This is a genomic window from Alkalicoccobacillus murimartini (genome assembly GCF_030813245.1).
GTDB classification, from domain to species: Bacteria; Bacillota; Bacilli; order Bacillales; family Bacillaceae_D; genus Alkalicoccobacillus; species Alkalicoccobacillus murimartini.
Genome location: NZ_JAUSUA010000004.1, coordinates 198072 through 215843, shown reverse-complemented (window position 1 = coordinate 215843; position 17772 = coordinate 198072). Strand labels below are relative to the sequence as shown.

The following is a 17772-nucleotide window of genomic DNA, read 5'->3' as shown; positions in this document are numbered from 1 at the left end:
ATAGAAACGGGAGGAATGAATATGAAGGAAACATTAGAAGCCCTTTTAAAAGAAGCGCTTGAGAAGATACAAGCGGCTGAGGATGGTCGAGCGTTACAAGAGGTACGCGTTTCATATTTAGGTAAAAAGGGACCGATTACAGAGGTACTTAGAGGAATGGGTAAGCTCTCTGCTGAAGAACGCCCGGTTGTTGGACAACTAGCTAATGAAGTGCGTGATGAGATAAAGGCTAAGTTGGACAAAAAAGAACAAGAATTAGAAGAGATTCGGATCTCTAAGCAGCTTGCAGAACAGAAATTAGATGTCACAATGCCAGGGCGTCCAGTGCCTCAAGGCTCAAGACATCCGTTACAAGCTGTAGTTGAAGAATTAGAGGATATCTTTATCGGATTAGGCTTTTCTGTAGAAGAAGGACCAGAAGTAGAAACAGATTATTACAATTTTGAGGCCTTGAATCTGCCGAAGGACCACCCAGCACGTGATATGCAGGACTCCTTCTATTTCACAGAGGAACTACTTTTGCGTACACAAACATCGCCAGTACAAGCACGGACGATGGAGGCGCATCAAGGTGTGGGACCTGTAAAGATCATTTGTCCTGGACGTGTGTTTAGACGAGATAATGATGACGCGACTCACTCCCATCAATTCATGCAAGTTGAAGGATTATACATCGATCATAATGTAAGAATGAGTGATCTTAGAGGGATTCTTGATACATTTGTGAAGAGATTCTTTGGTGAAGACCGCGAGATTCGCCTACGTCCAAGTTTCTTCCCTTTTACTGAACCATCTGTTGAAGTAGATGTTTCCTGTGGAATTTGCGGAGGAAAAGGATGTCGCGTATGTAAGCAGTCTGGTTGGATTGAAGTGCTTGGAGCAGGAATGGTTCATCCAAAAGTTCTAGAAATGAGCGGATTCGATCCAAACGAATATAGCGGATTTGCATTTGGAATGGGTGTAGAAAGATTGGCCATGCTTAAATATGCCATTGATGATATTCGCCATTTCTATACAAATGACACGCGATTTTTATCGCAATTTAAAAGGGTTTAAGAAGGGGGAGATAACGTATGCTTGTTTCGTATAATTGGTTAAAACAATATGTAGACCTAAGTGACGTAAGTCCGGCTGAGATTGCTGAGAAGATGACACGTGGTGGAGTGGAAATTGATTTTGTCCACACGTTAAACCAAGGTGCAACATCCCTTGTGGCAGGATATGTTGAGTCATGTGAGCAACACCCTGATGCAGATAAGTTAAACATCTGTCAGGTTGATATTGGTGAAGAAGAACCTGTTCAAATTATTTGTGGGGCGGCAAATATCGCTGCGGGACAAACAGTTGTTGTGGCTAAAATAGGAGCCCGTCTCCCTGGAGATATAAAAATTAAAAAAGCAAAGCTACGTGGACAGCTTTCACAAGGCATGATTTGTTCGTTGCAAGAGCTTGGCCTAGATGCAAATCTTGTGCCTAAAGAAATGGCTGAGGGCATTTATGTGTTCCCGAATGACATCGCTCCCGGAACGGATGCTCTTGAAGCGTTAAATCTCACAGATGAAGTTCTTGAATTAGATCTAACACCAAACCGTTCAGATTGTTTAAATATGATTGGTGTTGCTTACGAGGTTGCTGCTCTTTATGGTAAAGAAGTGACCCTTCCCGATGAGGACGTTCAGCTTGATTCTGAAAAGGCAGATTCGTTCGTTTCTATAGAAGTAGAGAACAAAGAGGATGCAAGCTATTACGAGGCGATTGTCATTAAAGATGTCCAAGTAGGAGCATCACCACAATGGCTGCAAAATCGCTTAATGGCTGCGGGAATCCGTCCAATCAATAATGTGGTTGATAGTACAAACTATGTTTTGCTTGAATATGGCCAGCCGTTGCATGCTTTTGATTATGATAAACTAGCGTCCGATCAAATCCTAGTACGTCGTGCTAAGCAGGGAGAGGAACTTGTTACTCTTGATGGTCAGGAACGTTCACTTTCTAAAGAGCAACTTGTAATTACAAATGGTGAGCACCCAGTAGCCTTAGCCGGCGTAATGGGAGGAAAAAATACAGAAGTAGATGAGAACACTAAAACCGTACTTTTAGAAGCGGCCGTATTCCAATCTTCTTTAGTACGTCAGGCTTCGCGGACGTTTGGTCTACGTAGTGATTCAAGTACTCGATTTGAAAAAGGAATCAATCCAGAAAATACACCTCATGCTGCGAAAAGAGCAGCTAAACTGATCAAAGAGCTTGCTTCTGGCAGAGTCCTTTCTGGAGAAGTGCGTGTAGATGCAAGAAATCTAACTCAAACAAAGATTGATGTTCATTTGAAAAAGATGAATGAAAGACTGGGATTATCACTTACTGCTGAAGAAACAGGTGCGATTTTTGATAAGCTCAAATTTCACTATGATCAAACGGAGGATGGATTTGTTGTTGAAGCACCATTTAGACGTCTAGACCTCATGATTCAAGAGGACCTTTATGAAGAAGTGGCTAGAATTTATGGCTATGATAACATCCCGGCTACTCTTCCTGAAGGTGCGACAACACAAGGTACATTAAGTCCCTACCAAGCGAAAAGACGTCGTCTAGCGCGTTATCTTGAGTCATCTGGATTGAGTCAAGTGATGACCTATTCATTGACAAGTCCTGAAAAAGCTCGTGCACATAAAAAAGAAGATCAACTTTTGATTCAGCTTTCGATGCCGATGAGTGAAGAACGCAGTACGATGCGCACAAGCTTGTTGCCTCATCTATATGATGTTTTAACTTACAATGTTAATCGTAAGAATCAAAATGTACATGTGTATGAGATGGGATCCATCTTTCATTCAACCGAGCCAACGTTACAAACACAGCCTAGTGAGCAAGAGCTTTTAGCTGGTGCATTAACAGGAGTATGGCATGAAAATAGCTGGCAGGGCGAAAAGAAAGTCGTTGATTTCTTTGTTGTAAAAGGCTTAATTGAAGGAATTTTTGTTGAGCTAGGTTTAGACGATGTTGTTACCTACCAACAATCAACCCGCACACATATGCATCCAGGCCGAACGGCTGAATGTCTATTAAATGGAAAGTCAATTGGATATGTGGGGCAGCTTCATCCAGCCGTACAAAAAGAAAATGATTTACGTGAAACGTACGTATTTGAGCTGGACCTGGACGCATTATTAAATGCCGATGCGCCAATGGTACAATATCAGACATTACCTCGATTCCCTTCTATCAGTAGAGATATTGCTCTAGTTGTGAATCAAGATCAAACCGCAGGAGAACTAGAAGACATCATCCGAGCGGCAGGAACAGAGCTTCTCAAGAGTGTGAATCTATTTGATCATTATGAAGGAGAGCATTTGGAGGACGGTAAGAAGTCACTTGCTTTCTCATTATTGTATCTTGATCCTGAAAAAACACTAACGGATGCAGAAGTAGAAGAAGTCCATCAGAAGGTGCTTGATGGTTTAAAATCAGAAGCAGGAGCAACCCTGCGTCAATAGTAAATCGAGAAAGAGGCCTCCGTCGACACGGAGCCTCTTTTTTTAGCGAAAGAAGTTTGTTTTAAAGATCTGTGCTTCATGTTATGATGTAAGCTAGGATTTTCTCGCTTTTATAGAGTAGAGCAAGGTACACCACTTCCATGTAACTTGCTTAAGCAGGATTCGGAATGGTTTAAAGAGGAGGCTTTTTTGATGAAGAATCAAAATGATAAAAAGCAACGGACAACGGTCTCTATTTATGGGCAGCAATACACGATTGTTGGTCACGAAGATCCTGCACATGTTAAGGAAGTTATTCGACATGTAGATGAACAGATGAGAGAAATTAAGCGTAAAAATCCATACTTGGATGCAACCCGTCTTGCTGTATTGGTAGCGGTGAACGCAGCAAGTCAATATAAAAAATTAGAACAAGAGGTACATTCCGATCAACCTCATTCGGAAGAAAAATAGCAAGACAGGAGAGTACGAATTATGTTAAGTATTATTATTATGCTGATGCTTTTGTTTAGTTTTTTTGTAGGCAGAAGAAGAGGATTTATCCTTCAGCTTATACATCTTACGGGTTTTATTGTTTCATTATTTGTCGCATATAAATATTCGGGAGCTCTAGCTGATAATATACAGTTTAGGCTTATCATTCCTTACCCTGAGTTCGATAGTAATGGGATGGGTGGCATGTTGTTTCAAGCATTTAACGCAGAAGATGTTTATTACAGTGCCATTGCGTTTGCTCTGTTGTTTTTTGCTACAAGAATTGTTCTTCACATCGTAGGAACCATGCTAGATTTTGTTGCTCATTTGCCAATCTTGCGAACCGTTAACAAGTTATTGGGTGGAATTCTTTGTGTAGTAGAAACGTATCTCATTGTATTTGTTTTATTATTTGTAGCAGCAGTGCTACAAATTGACGTAGTTCAAGAATTGATGCAAGGTTCGATTGTTGCTCAGTTTATGATGAACCATACTCCATTTTTATCTGATTGGATCAAGGATCTATGGATCAGTCAAGATTTTTAGGGACATAAAAGGCTGGCTCTAGTGAGTCTGCCTTTTTCCTTTTGTTGTAGAAGAACATGATTGGAAACGAGGAATGTTAGATGAACAAGAAAAAAGTAATTCAAACGTTAGAAGCCATCGCCATATACATGGAGATAAAAGGAGAGAATACTTTTAAGGTATCTGCCTATAGGAAGGCCGCTAAAGCTTTAGAGTCTGTTCCAGAAACTCTCGAGGAAATTGAAAAGGTAGAGAGTCTTGATGGGATTGGCAAAGGGACGGCGTCTGTCATCGAAGAATTAAAACAAACGGGTCAATCTGGTCTTCATGATGAACTCGCAGCTTCATTTCCAGAGGGACTCCTACCGCTATTGAAATTGCCTGGGCTTGGTGGGAAAAAAATAGGGAAACTCTATCAAGAGCTTGGAGTAACAAACCTTGAGACCTTAAAACAAGCGTGTTTAGATGAGAAAATCCGAGGAATGGCTGGATTTGGTGCAAAATCAGAAGAGAAAATACTCGCAGCTATTGATGCATTTCAAACGCGACCTGAACGAGTAGGGATCGCAGTGGCGATTAAAGCAGCAGATTTTATTCAGGGGAAACTGCAACAGATGAATGGAATCATTCGATATGAGTTGGCGGGTAGCCTACGACGTGTAGAAGAAACCGTGAAAGATGTTGACTTTATTATTTCTACAGATAACCCTGAGCTTGTAAAGGAACAACTCCTTCAATTAGAAGGGATCCTGCAGGTTGTTGGCGCAGGTGATACAAAGGTATCATTAGAATTATCTGTGGATGAATTAATTATTGGTGTAGACTTTAGGTTAGTAAGTGATGATGAATTTGCGTCAGCTCTTCTTCATTTCACTGGTTCTAAGGATCATAATGTAAAACTAAGACAACTTGCTAAAGAAAGAGGCGAGCAGATCAGTGAGTATGGTGTGTTAAACAGAGAAACTGGTCATACAGCTGTTTTTAAGGACGAACGTTCGTTCTATTATCATTTTGGACTGGCTTACGTTCCGCCTGAAGCACGGGTTGGAAAGGATGAATTAGTTTTAATTTCAGATAAGAAAGACTATCCTGAGGATACATCTGCTCAATCAGACTTGCATATGCACACGGTGTGGAGTGATGGGGCACATTCAATTAAAGAAATGGCTGCTGGTGCTGAAAAACGTGGATATACTCATTTAGCCATCACCGATCATTCTCAATTCTTAAGAGTAGCGAATGGTTTAACGGTTGAAAGAGTGCAAGAACAGCATAAGCAAATAAAAGAATTTAACGAACAATCAAACGTCCATATCTTCACAGGTATTGAAATGGATATTTTACCTGATGGGACGCTTGATTATTCCGATGACATTCTAAAAGACATTGACTTTGTGATTGCATCGATTCATTCCTCTTTCTCACAAAGTGAAGAAACAATCATGAGCCGATTGAAAACTGCTTTATTTAACCCGCATGTTGATCTCGTTGCCCATCCAACTGGTCGAGTGATTGGAAGACGTGAAGGGTATGCTGTGAATGTGCCTCAGCTTATTGAGTGGGCAGCAGAATCAGGGACAGCTTTGGAGTTGAATGCTAGTCCAGAGAGATTAGATCTTTCTGCACACTGGGTTAGACTAGCTGCGGATCATGGCGTGCCGATTGCGATTAATACGGATGCACACCATGTTGATCGATTAGCGTATATGCGCTATGGTTTTGGTGTAGCGAGAAAAGCGGGAATTCCAACAGATTGCATCATCAATACATGGTCGTTGGAACGGTTAAAGACCTACCTTAGTAAAGACAAACGAGATCGAATCAATAGATAATAAAGGAGTCAATCCATGGAACATGTAATGCGTGTTTTAGAATATACAAAAATGAAAAGGCAGTTGTTGGAGCATGTGGCTTCTTCTTTAGGGAGAGAGAAGGTGGAAGCACTCGTTCCTTCTGTTGAGCTTGAAGAAGTCCAACAATGGCAGGAAGAGACGGCTGAAGGAGTGGAAGTCCTTCGTCTGAAAGGCCACATCCCTCTGGGTGGCATAAAAGACGTTAAGACTGAAGCCAAAAGAGCACAAATCGGTGGGGCTCTTAGTGCTTCTGAGTTAGTTGATATTAGTTCAACGTTATATGGCGGTCGACAGATGAAAGGATTTATTGAAGAAGTGGCAGAGGAAGAAGATAGTCCAATTCCACTGCTTCTCGATTATGCGGAGCAAATTGAACCGTTAAGAGAGCTTGAACGTAGCATTAATCAATGTATTGATGACTATGGGCATGTGATGGATTCAGCGAGTTCCGAACTGCGAACACTGCGCCATCAAGTTCGAAGCTTTGAGTCGAATGTTCGATCGAAGCTCGAGTCGATGACAAAGTCGCAAAATACACAGAAGATGCTATCAGATGCGATTATCACAATACGAAATGATCGCTACGTTATCCCTGTTAAGCAGGAATACAGAGGATCTTTCGGTGGAATTGTGCACGACCAATCTGCATCAGGCGCGACATTATTTATTGAGCCTCAAGCAATTGTTGACCTAAACAATCAGTTAAGAGAATCTCGAATGAAAGAAGCTCAAGAAGTAGAACGAATTCTTGCTCTGCTTTCAGCTCAGGTGTCTGAGCACGCCGATACCATTTTAATCAATTTATCGATTCTCTCAGAATACGATTTTATTTTTGCTAAAGCGCAGCATGCAAAAAAAATAAAGGCATCTAAACCTAAACTAAATACAAATGGATACATTCAGCTGAAAAATGCTCGTCATCCATTACTTAATCCGGATTCAGTTGTTCCAATCTCTATGGAACTAGGTGCAGACTTCCGATCGCTTATCATTACAGGACCAAACACTGGTGGTAAGACAGTCACTCTCAAAACTGTAGGGTTGCTCACATTAATGGCTCAGTCAGGTCTTCAAGTACCCGCAGAGTTTGGGTCTGAGGTTGCTGTCTATACATCTATTTTTGCAGATATTGGTGATGAACAATCGATTGAACAAAGCTTAAGTACATTCTCCTCACACATGACCAATATTGTACGGATTCTTGATGAGATGAACGCAGATAGCCTTGTGCTTATTGATGAGCTTGGAGCTGGTACAGACCCCACAGAAGGGGCAGCGCTCGCTATCTCAATCTTGGATACCATTTATCGTCGTGGAGCATGTGTGATGGCGACCACGCATTACAGTGAGCTCAAAGGCTATGCGTATAATCGCGAAGGAGCCATTAATGCAAGTGTCGAATTTGATGTTGAAACACTTAGACCGACGTATCGATTGCTAATTGGTATTCCGGGTCGCAGTAATGCTTTTGCTATATCAAGACGCCTTGGCTTAAGTGAAGAGATTATTGAGAAAGCCAAAGAACAGATTGATTTGGATTCTACGCAAATGGAGACAGTGATTGCATCCCTAGAAGAAAGTCAAAAGACTGTCCAAAAAGAATCTGATGAAGCCACTCAACTACGGAAAGACTCTGCTAAGCTCCATGCTGAGCTTGAAGAAAAACTGGCAGAGCTTGAGGATCAAAAGCAGCATATCCTCAAAAAAGCTGAAGAAAAAGCAGCTCAGGCTGTAAAGGATGCAACAGAAGAAGCCGAAGTTATTATTTCTGAACTAAGGGATATGCAAAAGAAAGGTCTATCTGTTAAGGAGCATCAAATTATCGATGCAAAGAAACATTTAGATGAGGCGGCGCCTAAACTCACGAGTGGTCAAAAAAGAGTCAAAAAGATTGCTGAAAAGGCGAATCGGAAACCGACACCAGGTGATGAAGTAAAAGTGCTAAGCTTTGGACAAAAAGGAACCATCCTTGACGACCTTGGTAATGATGAATATCAAGTGCAAATCGGCATTATGAAAATGAAAGTAGAACGTAAGGACTTACAAATAACAGAAAAATCAAAGCCGATTGAAACAAGACCTATGGCAACATTGCGTGGAAATGGTTTTCATGTCAAACCCGAGTTAGATTTGCGTGGTGAGAGATTTGATGAAGCGATGCATAAAGTCGAAAAGTATATTGATGACGCTCTACTAGCCGGCTATCATCAGGTGTCCATTATTCATGGAAAAGGAACCGGTGCACTTCGTAAAGGAGTTAAAAAGTTGGTAGAGAGACACCCTCGTGTGAAAACAGCTCGTGATGCAGAAATGAAAGAAGGCGGCTTAGGGAACACCGTGATTGAATTAAAATAGGAGAGGCGAAAACTATGGAACAATGGATTCTTGAAAATGAATATGTTCGAACCCTCGCTTTTTACAGTGTAAGTATCTTAGCACTTGTTGTCTTTTTGGCTATTTTTGAAACAGTTACCTCCTATCGTAACTGGGAAGAAATTAAAAAAGGTAATTTGGCTGTGGCGATGGCAACAAGTGGAAAGATTTTTGGTGTAGCAAATATATTTAGTCATTCCATTCAGAATTCGGATTCGCTCTTACTTATGTTACTGTGGGGAGCAATTGGCTTTGTCCTGCTATTAATTAGCTATTTTATCTTTGAATTCTTAATGCCTTCTTTTAAAGTGGATGAGGAAATAAAGAAGGATAACCGTGCTGTGGGATTCATGTCATTAGTGATCTCAGTCGGCCTCTCCTATGTCATCGGAGCTGGAATTATTACTAGATAAAACGGAGGGAAGGTCTTGGAAAAGCTTGCTAAGGTTTTGTACGCCTGTTGTGGATTATTACTCATAGCCGGAGTCATATTTTTATGGATGAATTAATAGAATAGAAAAAAGCTCTTCAACAAGTAGCTGGAGGGCTTTTTTCTTTGGATAAAAAAATGGGAAAACGAAGACTTATTATGAATTAATATGGTTTAAACCTATTATTTCCTAAAAAGCATTGTCAGATTATTTTACTAATACTGTGTATTTAGAATTTTTTTAGTATATAAATAAATGTAGTTAGTAAATTAGATTAGGTCAGGGGGACCCTTACGAATGAAAAAATTATTATTTAATGGATTTTTATTATCTAGTTTTGCGGCCTTATTAGTAGCATGTTCAGATGAAACAGATGCTCCAGCAGATGGGGAAGCACAAGGTAACACAAACAGTTCAGGTGATGCTATCTCAGCAATACAAGATCGTGGTGAACTTATATTAGGAGCAGGGGATCAGCTTCCAGGCTTCGGTTATGTAGGATCTGATGGTGAGTTTGTTGGGTTTGATATTGAATTTGGTAAAGTGATGGCTGCTGCTATTCTAGGAGACGCAGAAAAAATTGAATTTAGACCTCTGTCAGCACAAGAGCGTTTTACGGCATTGCAGACTGGTGAAGTAGACATTTTAATTCGGAATACTACGTGGACATTAAACCGTGATGTTGAGATTGGTCTAAACTTTGGTCCTACTACATTTTATGATGGACAAGGGATGATGGCGCCAAGTGATAGTGGTATTGAATCATTAGAAGATTTAGAAGGAGCTCGTATTGGTGTTGAGCAAGGTACCACGACCGAATTAAATTTAGCGGACCAAATGAGTAAGCGCGGAATTGATTTCGAGACAGTTACCTTTTCAGATCAGGACAGCTTAATTGCAGCCTATGAATCAGGTACAATCGATGCTTGGACAACGGATCAGTCGGCACTCGTTTCAAGAATGGATACGTTACAGGATCCAGAAGGGCACGTGATCCTAAATGAAGTAATGTCAAAAGAACCACTTGGACCTGCTGTACTTGATGGAGACGATCAATTCTATGAGGTAATGTATTGGGCTACCAATGCAACCATCCAAGCTGAAGAATTTGGCATTACATCAGAGAATGTCGATGACTTCTTAGATACTGAAGATCCAGATATTGCCCGATTCCTTGGAGTTGAAGAGAATCTAGGGGAACAGCTTGGGCTTGAGAATGACTATGCTTACCAGATCATTAAGCAGGTTGGAAACTATGCTGAAATCTATGATCGTAACCTAGGTGCAGATAGTCCGTTTAATCTAGATCGTGGCTTAAACGCTCTATATTTAGATGGAGGACTTTTATACTCACCACCATTTAGATAAGTCATAGTGAATTTTCATAGAAATAGCCTGCTTCGTTTCTACTATAGAGGCAGGCTTTTCTCTTAAAAAGGGATCAAAATATATGTAACGATCATTTGGATAAAGAAAGGATGAATAGTATTGGCTCAGCCTTCTACCCAAAACCGCCCGCCGTTTTGGCGAAATCAAAAATATTTAAATATTATTTGGCAGGTATTGTTTTTAGGAGCCATTATCGGCGTTATTTATTTTCTTGCCACAAATGCCATTGCCGGTTTAAACCGAGCAGGCTTGGGATTAAGCTTTAACTTTTTAAGTAGTCGTGCCTCATTTCCAATTGGTGAATCGGTCATTAGCTTCGCCGCATCCGATACATTTTTAAGAGCGTTGTCTGTTGGTTTTCTTAACACGTTAAAGGTTTCAATTATAGGGATTGTCCTTACAACCATTGTTGGAGTCATTGTAGGTGTCTCAAGGTTATCAAGCAATTGGTTGCTACGAACAATATCAACCTGGTACATAGAAATATTTCGTAACACACCCGTTTTGGTTCAGATTTTCTTCTGGTATTTTGCTGTAATGCTTGCGATGCCACGTATCCAGGATGTAAATGCTAACTATGGCTTTATAGTCAGTAACCGAGGATTTGTATTTCCTTGGTTTGATGCCAATTCAACCTTATATATATGGTTAGGTCTTTTACTGATAGCATTAGTTGCCGCTTTTTTTGTTTTTAAATGGAAAAACAAACAGCAAATCGAAAAAGGCGTTAAGTTATATCCAAGTGTGTGGTTTATAGGTGTCATGGTTTTGACTATAGGTGTAGGGTATCTTATCTTCGGTGAATTCCCAGCATCACTAAGTATTCCTGAGCATACGGGGACTGGTTCATCGGGTGGTTATCGTTTCTCGCCTGAGTTTGCTGCTATTTTATTTGCATTAGTTATGTATACAGCTACCTACATTGCCGAGATCGTTCGCGGAGGCATACTTGCCGTACCAAAAGGTCAAATTGAGGCTGCAGAAGCACTTGGACTTAGTTCGTCTAAGATTTTAAGATTTGTAACCTTTCCACAGGCTATTCGCACGATTATTCCTCCAGTCACAAGTCAATATCTTGGTCTTGCGAAGAACTCAAGCTTAGCTGTAGCTGTTGGATACCCTGATTTGTTTAGTGTTGGAAGCACAACCTTAAACCAAACAGGTAGAGCGATTGAGGTCATAACGATTATGCTGCTAGCTTATCTAACCATTAGTGTGGTGACGTCGCTACTTATGAATCTCTACAATAAATACACCGCATTGGTAGAAAGGTGAGTAGACATGGATCTTGAGAAACTTCAAAAAGTAGAAGCTAAAGGACCAGCCCCAATGCCGGCTGAGGTAAGGCTTAGTCCTGCTGAATGGTTAAAGAAGAATTTATTTTTCTCCTGGTTTAGCTCCATTTTAACGGTTGTTCTATTAGCTGCTGCGATTTTACTATTAAAAAATGTACTTGGCTGGACATTTTTCACAGCAAGATGGGAAGTCATTTCTGCAAACTTTAAATTATTTATGGTTGGTCAATATCCGTTAGAGCAACTATGGAGAGTATGGACCTCTTTACTCCTTGTAAGCCTGTTTGTTGGGATTACATATGGTGCTAAACGAGGCATTTCAAATATTATGTTTTTCTCCATTGGAGCTGTTTTTCTCGTGGCCATGGCGCTTCCATTTATCTCTGGCGCATCACGAATTTGGTTAATAGGTGCAATCCTTGCTTTAGCAGGCGGATTTGTGATTGGTAACATGGTTCCTTTCTTAAAGAAATTTGCGGGATTTGCTTGGATCCTATGCTTTGTGCTTGTTTTGTTTTTTATCCAAGGGTTTGGCATTCTGCCTGAGGTTCGCACAAATACATGGGGCGGTTTAATGCTGACCATGTTACTTGCAGTGATTGCGATTGTTTTCTCATTTCCTATTGGTGTGATGTTTGCATTAGGACGCGCAAGTAAACTACCGATCATTCGAATGATAAGTGTAGTCTATATTGAGATTATCCGTGGTGTACCTCTTATCACGATACTATTTATGGCACAAATTATGGTGCCACTGTTCTTACCAGGCGGAGTGACTGTAGATAACGTGGTTCGAGCTATGGTAGGGCTTGTCATCTTTAACTCGGCATACATAGCTGAGAATGTCCGAGGTGGATTGCAGGCTGTACCAAACAGTCAAATTGAAGCTTCACATGCACTCGGACTAAGCACATTAAAAACAACGGTATTTGTTGTCCTTCCTCAGGCATTACGGGTCACTATTCCATCAATGGTTGGGCAATCCATATCTATCTTAAAGGATACAACACTTGTAGCGACGGTTGGATTGTTAGATGTTTTAGGAATTGGACGGACGGTTATCTCCAATCCAGAATTTTTAGGAACCCAAAAGGAAGTCTTTGTATTTGTAGCTCTTGTATTCTGGATCATCTGTTTCACGATGTCAGTTACAAGTCGCAAGCTAGAGCGTTCCTTAAGTGTTGGGCATAATTAAGAGGGGGGATTCAAGATGAGTAAAGAAACAGAAGTACTTGTAGAATTTGATCCGAATATTCCTTTACAAGAAAGAGAAGATATTATTGTCTGTGAAGGGGTTAATAAATGGTATAGTAACGAGTTACACGTGCTAAGAGACGTGGATGTCTCCATTAAACAAGGAGAAATTGTATGTATATTGGGGCCATCAGGTTCTGGTAAATCGACATTTATTCGGACGATTAATGCCCTCGAAAAAATCCAAAAGGGTCAAATCACTGTCGATGGAATAGAATTATCAGAAGACAACGCTAATATTGATGCGATTCGTAAGGAAACAGGGATGGTTTTTCAATCTTTTAATCTATTTCCTCACCTAACGATTTTAAAGAATATTACGCTATCGCCTATATGGGTTAAGAAATGGCCAAAAGCAAAGGCTGAAAAGATTGCCCTTGAATTACTAGAGCGCGTTGGAATTCCAGAGCAGGCCCATAAGTATCCTGGTCAATTATCTGGTGGACAACAACAACGAGTAGCGATCGCACGAGCGTTAGCGATGCAACCTAAGATTATGCTATTCGATGAGCCAACCTCTGCTCTTGACCCTGAAATGGTTAAAGAGGTATTAGATGTTATGAAGGAATTGTGTGACACTGGTATGACGATGCTTGTAGTGACACACGAAATGAGTTTTGCTCGTGAAGTAGCTGATCGTATTATTCTCTTTGATCAAGGGGAACTGGTGGAAATGGGAACACCAACTGAGTTGTTTGATAACCCAAAACATGAAAGAACGAAAACGTTCCTGTCCAAAATTCTCTAACTAAAAAGATGAATAGGTATGGTCATCCTCCAAAAACGTCTCTTGAGAAGTGTATCTCAGAGGCGTTTTGGTGATTTACAGGGGGAGCAGATCACTTACCCCTGTTCAGAAGTCGAAAAGTTTTAGATCAGTCTACCCACCGATTCAAGCTTACTCAGTTTTTCTAAGCAATAAATTAGCATCAGACTTTCTTGAATGCTATAATAATTCTTGTAACCAAGTTAATGGATTTAAAGGAGGATTTAATCATGGCAATTGTAAACGTAACAGACCAAACGTTTTCATCTGAAACAAGTAGTGGTGTTGTTCTTGCTGACTTCTGGGCTCCGTGGTGTGGACCTTGTAAAATGATTGCACCAGTTCTAGAAGAACTTGATTCAGAAATGGGCGATAAGATCAAAATTGCGAAGCTGGATGTTGATGAAAATCAAGAAACAGCTGGGAAATACAGTGTAATGAGTATTCCAACTCTTCTTGTCTTCAAAGATGGAGAAGTTGTAGATCAGGTTGTTGGATTCCAGCCTAAAGAAGCTTTGGCTGAATTACTAAACAAACATCTATAGGAGCATGCACGCATGCCAAATCCGCTTTCTCTTGGAGAGGGCGGATTTTTGTATGGATGCTTCTTGTAAACCAACAAGAAAACAGGCATGATGGTAGGTACTAAGTATTGTAGAAAAGGGGGGAGTACAGTGAGCCAGCTTAAAGAAAAGCTGACCATACTTCCTGATCAACCAGGCTGTTATCTAATGAAGGATAGACAAGATACGATCATTTATGTGGGAAAAGCTAAGGTGTTAAAGAATCGAGTTCGTTCTTATTTTAGTGGTTCTCATGATGCAAAAACACAAAGGCTCGTTAGCGAGATTGTTGACTTTGAATATATCGTGACTAGCTCTAACATTGAAGCACTTATTCTTGAGATGAATCTAATCAAAAAATATGACCCTAAGTATAATGTCATGTTAAAAGATGATAAATCATATCCGTATCTGAAGATTACCAATGAAAAGCACCCTAGGTTACTGACAACACGACAGGTTAAAAAAGATGGAGGAAAGTACTTTGGTCCTTATCCTAATGCCGGTGCAGCAAATGAAACGAAAAAGCTGCTTGATCGAATTTATCCATTAAGAAAGTGTCGGAACATGCCTGATAGTGTTTGTTTGTATTACCACATTGGTCAATGTCTAGCACCTTGTGTGTATGAAGTGACGGATGAACAGAATCAAGAGATGGTACAAGAGATCACACGTTTCTTAAAAAACGGCCATTCTGATGTAAAGAAAACCTTAACAGAGCGAATGATGAAAGCTTCTGAGGAATTAGATTTTGAGCGGGCGAAGGAGATTCGTGACACACTCGCGCATATGGATGCCATTATAGAAAAGCAAAAAATGACGATTAATGATCATGTCGACCGAGATGTATTTGCTTTTGCGTACGATAAAGGATGGATGTGCGTTCAGGTCTTTTTTGTTAGGCAAGGAAAACTAATTGAACGTGATGTGTCACTTTTCCCATTTTATAAAGAAGCATCAGAGGACTTGATGACCTTTATTGGGCAATTCTATCTTCAGAAGCAGCATATCAAACCTGCGGAAATTCTTGTTCCAAAGGAAGTGGATACTCAGTTGATTCATGAGTTACTTGAAGTACGAGTGTTAGAACCAAAACGAGGTCCAAAAAAAGATCTCATGGACTTAGCTTCAGAAAATGCTCGTGTAGCGTTAAAGGAGAAGTTCTCATTAATTGAAAGAGACGAAAATCGAACCATTCATGCAATTGAGCGATTAGGAAAAGCGATGGATATCGCGACGCCATATCGTATCGAGGCATTTGATAACTCGAACACTCAAGGGACGGACCCTGTTTCAACCATGATTACCTTTTTAGACGGCAAACCGAATCGGAAAGACTATCGCAAGTACAAAATAAAAACAGTTGAAGGACCTGATGATTATGGTTCGATGCGCGAGGTAGTCCGCAGAAGGTATGTAAGACTATTAAAGGAAAACAGACCGATGCCTGATCTGATTGTTATTGATGGAGGAAAAGGGCAAATTGCCGCAGCGCAAGAGGTGTTAGAGGATGAACTTGGACTGACAATACCTGTTTGTGGTTTAGCAAAGGATGATAAGCACCGCACATCACAATTGCTAAAGGGTTCTCCTCCAGTCGTTATTCCATTGGCTCGTGATAGCCAAGAGTTTTATTTGCTACAACGTATCCAGGATGAAGTCCACCGATTTGCCATTACCTTTCACCGTTCTGTTCGATCCAAGACGTTCTTCCAGTCCGTTCTTGATGATATACCAGGAGTTGGAGCTAAACGTAAACAAGCATTGCTAAAGCATTTTGGTTCGGTTAAAAAAATGAAGACGGCCACGATAGAGGAATTCATTGAGCAAGGTATCCCTCATACAGTAGCTGAGTCCATTGTAGATAAGTTAAAAGAGGGAACATAAAAAGGAGCCGCTTGGCTCCTTTTTCGTTGTCATTCACTTGGCTTTTCATATCGGTCAATGGTGACATGAATTTGAACGTGTTGACGTTTCTCGCTGAGAACAGCAACGGAAATCGAATGAGTCCACGCCTCTATTTGTTGTGCGAGAAATCCAGCCTCAAGCTGGTAACAACGGTGGTCTTGTTTTCCCATCCAACTTCCCTCTAATTCAAATGTTCGTTCGTATGGTTTTTCCTTCACCAAGGTCAACGTACCCCATTGAGCTTTTTCAAAAAATTGAATGGCATCTTCAATGGTCTCTAGCGGATGCGACCTGGCAACGGATTTGCCTAACCAATATAATAGTGATTCTTTCTCTGCCCCTAGTAGTTCTGATAAAACATCATTTCGTATCAAATTATAGCCGAAATAAGACTCTTCCTGTTCACTCTTCGAATCCATAACAAGTTAACACCTCACTATTATCTAGTATAAAGCACTCATACAAAATTTCTAGAGTCAGTAGTCTGATTTTTTTTTGTTCATTTCTGTGACACATAAAATAAATCGTCCGTTCAAATACGGAGCGTGTTATGGCTTAGCATCGCTTTAAAAGTTTAGGTAGAACTCTTAAAAGCTAGTCACGACAAAGGAAAGGTACATTTTATATATCAGGAAATTGTATACGGTTTCTTGACGGCTTTATCCGATCAGAGTACAATTAATTTGTCGGATTTTATTACTTATTTAATTATTAAAATGTAGCATATATGTCAGGAGGATCTCTATATAAGGAAACTAGAAAAAGAGAACATACGCTGATAGGGTTAAATTTTTTTAGTGGGGGGAACTAGTATGGCTGAAAATCGTGAATATTTGTTTCGAAGACTACATTCTTTACTAGGTGTAATACCAATCGGAGTTTTTTTAATTCAGCATTTTGTTGTAAATAACTTTGCAACAAGAGGTCCGGAAGCCTTTGATGCCGCAGCGCATTTTATGGAGAGCCTTCCTTTCCGTTATGCTCTTGAAATTTTTGTTATCTTTATTCCATTGCTTTATCATGCTATTTATGGCGTTTATATAGCCTTTCAAGCTAGAAACAATTCGTTTCAATATAGTTACTTCAGAAACTGGATGTTCCGTCTTCAACGTGTAACGGGAATCATTCTAGTAATCTTTATTTCCTGGCATGTATGGGAAACAAGAGTAGCTGCAGCGATGGGCGCAGATGTGAATTATGATATGATGGCTAGCATTTTCAGTAATCCATTTATGGTTGCTTTCTATATTGTTGGTGTTGTAGCTGCTACGTTCCACTTTGCAAATGGACTTTGGTCATTTGCTGTTTCTTGGGGAATTACGGTAACACCTCGTTCGCAACAAATTTCGACGTTTGTCACTCTAGGTGTTTTTATTGTTATGACATTCGTTGGAATCCGAGCAATCTTCGCATTTATGTAATTAGGATGAGCGTGAATAATAAAGGA

General features: G+C 40.3%; 15 protein-coding genes. 14 read left to right on the top strand and 1 reads right to left on the bottom strand.

Features of this window, described 5'->3' with window-relative positions; genetic code table 11:
- Nucleotides 1-21: 21 nt before the first annotated feature.
- From pheS to uvrC, 13 genes are all read left to right on the top strand, one after another.
- Nucleotides 22-1056, top strand: a complete 1035-nt coding sequence (pheS, locus tag J2S05_RS14080) for a phenylalanine--tRNA ligase subunit alpha (RefSeq protein ID WP_306983848.1) — start codon at nt 22-24, stop codon at nt 1054-1056.
- 17 nt (nt 1057-1073) lie between these two features.
- The gene (gene pheT, locus J2S05_RS14075) at nt 1074-3494 is read left to right on the top strand and encodes a phenylalanine--tRNA ligase subunit beta (protein ID WP_306983846.1); all 2421 of its coding nucleotides are present in this window, start codon (nt 1074-1076) and stop codon (nt 3492-3494) included.
- Between the two features lie 192 nt (nt 3495-3686).
- Nucleotides 3687-3947: a cell division protein ZapA gene (zapA, locus tag J2S05_RS14070; RefSeq protein WP_306983844.1), complete on the top strand. Its 261-nt coding sequence runs from the start codon at nt 3687-3689 to the stop codon at nt 3945-3947.
- Between the two features lie 21 nt (nt 3948-3968).
- The gene (locus tag J2S05_RS14065) at nt 3969-4514 is read left to right on the top strand and encodes a CvpA family protein (RefSeq protein ID WP_306983841.1); all 546 of its coding nucleotides are present in this window, start codon (nt 3969-3971) and stop codon (nt 4512-4514) included.
- Nucleotides 4515-4594: 80 nt separating this feature from the next.
- Nucleotides 4595-6325 carry a DNA polymerase/3'-5' exonuclease PolX gene (polX, locus tag J2S05_RS14060; RefSeq protein ID WP_306983839.1) on the top strand — a complete coding sequence of 577 codons (1731 nt, stop codon included), beginning with the start codon at nt 4595-4597 and terminating at the stop codon, nt 6323-6325.
- Between the two features lie 15 nt (nt 6326-6340).
- The gene (locus J2S05_RS14055; RefSeq protein WP_306983837.1) at nt 6341-8701 is read left to right on the top strand and encodes an endonuclease MutS2; all 2361 of its coding nucleotides are present in this window, start codon (nt 6341-6343) and stop codon (nt 8699-8701) included.
- Between the two features lie 14 nt (nt 8702-8715).
- On the top strand, nt 8716-9132 hold the full coding sequence (locus J2S05_RS14050; RefSeq protein WP_306983836.1) for a DUF350 domain-containing protein: 417 nt from the start codon (nt 8716-8718) through the stop codon (nt 9130-9132).
- A gap of 315 nt (nt 9133-9447) precedes the next feature.
- Nucleotides 9448-10518 carry an amino acid ABC transporter substrate-binding protein gene (locus J2S05_RS14045; protein ID WP_306983832.1) on the top strand — a complete coding sequence of 357 codons (1071 nt, stop codon included), beginning with the start codon at nt 9448-9450 and terminating at the stop codon, nt 10516-10518.
- A gap of 120 nt (nt 10519-10638) precedes the next feature.
- Nucleotides 10639-11814, top strand: a complete 1176-nt coding sequence (locus J2S05_RS14040; RefSeq protein WP_306983830.1) for an amino acid ABC transporter permease — start codon at nt 10639-10641, stop codon at nt 11812-11814.
- Nucleotides 11815-11820: 6 nt separating this feature from the next.
- The gene (locus J2S05_RS14035) at nt 11821-13029 is read left to right on the top strand and encodes an amino acid ABC transporter permease (RefSeq protein WP_306983828.1); all 1209 of its coding nucleotides are present in this window, start codon (nt 11821-11823) and stop codon (nt 13027-13029) included.
- A gap of 15 nt (nt 13030-13044) precedes the next feature.
- Nucleotides 13045-13836: an amino acid ABC transporter ATP-binding protein gene (locus tag J2S05_RS14030; protein ID WP_306983826.1), complete on the top strand. Its 792-nt coding sequence runs from the start codon at nt 13045-13047 to the stop codon at nt 13834-13836.
- 248 nt (nt 13837-14084) lie between these two features.
- On the top strand, nt 14085-14399 hold the full coding sequence (gene trxA, locus J2S05_RS14025; RefSeq protein ID WP_306983824.1) for a thioredoxin: 315 nt from the start codon (nt 14085-14087) through the stop codon (nt 14397-14399).
- Between the two features lie 129 nt (nt 14400-14528).
- Entirely contained in the window at nt 14529-16304 is a 1776-nt protein-coding gene (gene uvrC / locus J2S05_RS14020) for an excinuclease ABC subunit UvrC (RefSeq protein ID WP_306983822.1), read from the top strand.
- Nucleotides 16305-16333: 29 nt separating this feature from the next.
- Here uvrC and J2S05_RS14015 read toward each other — a convergent pair whose 3' ends face one another.
- Nucleotides 16334-16744: a YslB family protein gene (locus J2S05_RS14015; protein WP_306983821.1), complete on the bottom strand. Its 411-nt coding sequence runs from the start codon at nt 16742-16744 to the stop codon at nt 16334-16336.
- A 393-nt stretch (nt 16745-17137) separates the two neighbouring features.
- Here J2S05_RS14015 and J2S05_RS14010 point away from each other — a divergent pair, with 393 nt between their 5' ends.
- Nucleotides 17138-17746 (top strand): succinate dehydrogenase cytochrome b558 subunit, encoded by a 609-nt coding sequence (locus tag J2S05_RS14010; protein WP_306983819.1) that lies wholly within the window; start codon nt 17138-17140, stop codon nt 17744-17746.
- Nucleotides 17747-17772 lie beyond the last annotated feature (26 nt).